The sequence below is a fragment of the Lentibacillus jeotgali genome (assembly GCF_000224785.1).
Taxonomy (GTDB): Bacteria; Bacillota; Bacilli; order Bacillales; family Amphibacillaceae; genus Lentibacillus; species Lentibacillus jeotgali.
In genome coordinates, this window is sequence record NZ_AGAV01000028.1 from 1 (window position 1) to 2,169 (window position 2,169).

2 protein-coding genes are annotated in these 2,169 nt (G+C 39.5%); both read right to left on the minus strand.

Going from position 1 to position 2,169, the window contains the following annotated elements:
• Window positions 1-153: 153 nt before the first annotated feature.
• Complete coding sequence (locus tag ON01_RS20005; RefSeq protein ID WP_245545026.1) at window positions 154-1,506, minus strand: AHH domain-containing protein; 1,353 nt, start codon at window positions 1,504-1,506, stop codon at window positions 154-156.
• A gap of 311 nt (window positions 1,507-1,817) precedes the next feature.
• Window positions 1,818-2,169 (minus strand): DUF4274 domain-containing protein (locus ON01_RS18385; protein WP_010532492.1); only part of this gene is annotated, 352 nt, incomplete at its 5' end.

Here is a 2,169-nt window from a genome sequence, read left to right on the forward strand (position 1 = left end):
TGTAGGGTTAAAGGATCTTCTATTTTTCTTAACTGTCTTACTATATAGTTTTCGTCTGCGCTATAAAGTAATTCCTTAAGTAAACTTATTTCTTCTCCACTATCCATAAGACTAACCTCCTTTTTTACCATATGTCTTTTAATAAATAAAATATTATTCTAATTGTTTAAGTTTTCGTTCCCAAAGTTCTACAGTTGCACCGTGTCTAGGATATAAAGGTAGACCATTTTCTTGTAACTTTCTTAAATTACTTTGTAAATCATAAACTTGCTTTTGTAAAACATCCACACTTTGGTTTATATCCATACTATTTAATTTTTTTGCCACTACCTCGTTATAAACTGAATGATACCCTCTATGTCTAGACATTGGACTTATGTCGCTATTTGGAATTCTTAAAAAAATACCATTCGTTGTATCATCTAAATTCATACCTATTTTTTTAATAACAGGATTATTTGCCATTTCAGAAGGAATTATGTGTTGCGCCTGATATCCACTCCACTTTGCGGAACGTTTTACCCTCATATCTTCTAACATATTTTTTCCTAAACTATTGGAATTACCGCCTGTGACTACGCCAGGTCGGCCCGGAATAAGCCTATCGGCGCCCCCGCTATTAGTAACATTAACAGGTCCATCACTATTAACCGCCGTATTTTCCCCATCACCCTTCTTTACAGCAAAATAATAACCACCCATACTATCTTGCACAAGCCCCATTTCAGGAACGTTCACACGGTACCATTCTCTTATATTCGTTAGGGTAGGTAGTTTCCGTGTCGCCGAGGTTGCTTGGGCTGCAGACACGGTGCTCTCTTGATCATTCGATGTTACTTTCGAATTAGTTTTAGGCATTCCGCTACTCTTTGGGGCACTAACACCTCTCGCGCCAACGCCTGTTAAAAATAAACCGAAGCTTGACTTCCAATGCTCTTTCGAAAAGGCCTCATCCGGATTCACGGCGCCATTTACCATATCAACGCCGCCCATGGTCAGCCAATTGGCAAAATCAGCGGGGGAATTCAGCATATTTTCTGCATTATACTGTAATCCGCTGTGCGTATTTTTCGCCAAGTCAAATGCGCCAAGCGTCAAGTAGTTACCAAAATCATACCATGAATCTGTTGCTTTTTGACCTCTTTCTTCAAGGCCGCTCCATACATCCAATCCAATTTCCTTGAATGCTCCAATAGATTTTTGAAATGCATTCTTTTCCTCTTCTTCCTCCGGCTTTAACCGGCTCTCCGGGATCTCAGAGACGAATTTGTAATTCACATTTCCCTCGTTATCCATAAATTCCCAGATAATCCTACCATCCATCAGCGTGTGGTAGTTGCCATACCAGTCATTCTTATAATCGGACACTTTTTCAGTATTCACAACCTGCCCTCTCACTGTCGCAAATTCCTGCTCACTGATATCGCTTCCGACAGATGCTGTCACAACGTTTAAGGCCCGGAAGCTGTACTCAGCGGTCCTCATCTCAAACTTTTCTGCCAGCATGTTCACCCACGCTCCGGAATATGGAACATACCGCGACAGGAGGTTTGCAGCCCCTTTGCCTATAAGCACATCCAGAGAGAGCATATTTTTTGTAGCTTTGCCCCGCACGCCGGAAATCAAATCCTGATGGAAATCATGCTGGGACAGCTGCTGAACGGAATAATTTCCAATGCTGATGTCACCGCTGGAAACCATTCCGCCAAGTTTATTGGACCTAAATTCAGATGTATATATGGTTGTTTTTGCTAATACAATTCAAGTTCAACAAAAAACCTTGAAAAGCAGTTGCTAATCAAGGAAGTAATACAGCTTTATATTTTAGGTATTTCAACTACTTCACCTGGTGACTTTTCTATAAGAGTATCAGGAACATTGAAATCACTTTTTTGTATCTTGAATTTTTCTATCTTAGATAACCCAGGGTCAAAAGAAATATGTTGAGATCTGAATTCTTCATTTATTAGTTTTTTATAAACCATATTTAAGAAACTTTTCCATTTTTCTAAAGGAGAATTTGAGACCTCTTCAGGGTTTTCTAACTTTCGGTAACCATCCGCATAATAGAACATCAGCAGACCTGTACCGAAATCACAAAATTTATTCTCCAAGATAGCCTCTGGTACCCTGAATCCGCTATTCCAATTATAATTTGCAGCGAAATAA